The organism is Roseibium sp. RKSG952, assembly GCF_009711355.1.
Genome location: NZ_SMMF01000028.1, coordinates 1 through 211, shown reverse-complemented (window position 1 = coordinate 211; position 211 = coordinate 1). Strand labels below are relative to the sequence as shown.

At 64.9% G+C, this 211-nt stretch carries 1 pseudogene; it reads left to right on the top strand.

What is annotated here, in order from left to right:
- Positions 1-211, top strand: a pseudogene (locus tag E1297_RS00060) (hypothetical protein); the annotation flags it as partial.

Here is a 211-nt window from a genome sequence, read left to right as displayed (position 1 = left end):
CGGCACGACGTTCCTGCAGGCCAGGACGGCAAACGAAGTTCTGAAAGCACAAGAGCGCCGTCTGCGGCTGCAAAAACTGAAAGGCGAGTTGATCGACCGCGCCCGCGCGCTGTCCCTGGTGTTTCGGTTGGCGCGGCAGGAACGGGATGTCTGGGTCAACTGGCCCGCACGCGCGGCGGCTTTGATGGCGGCGGAACTGGGTGTCGAGCCA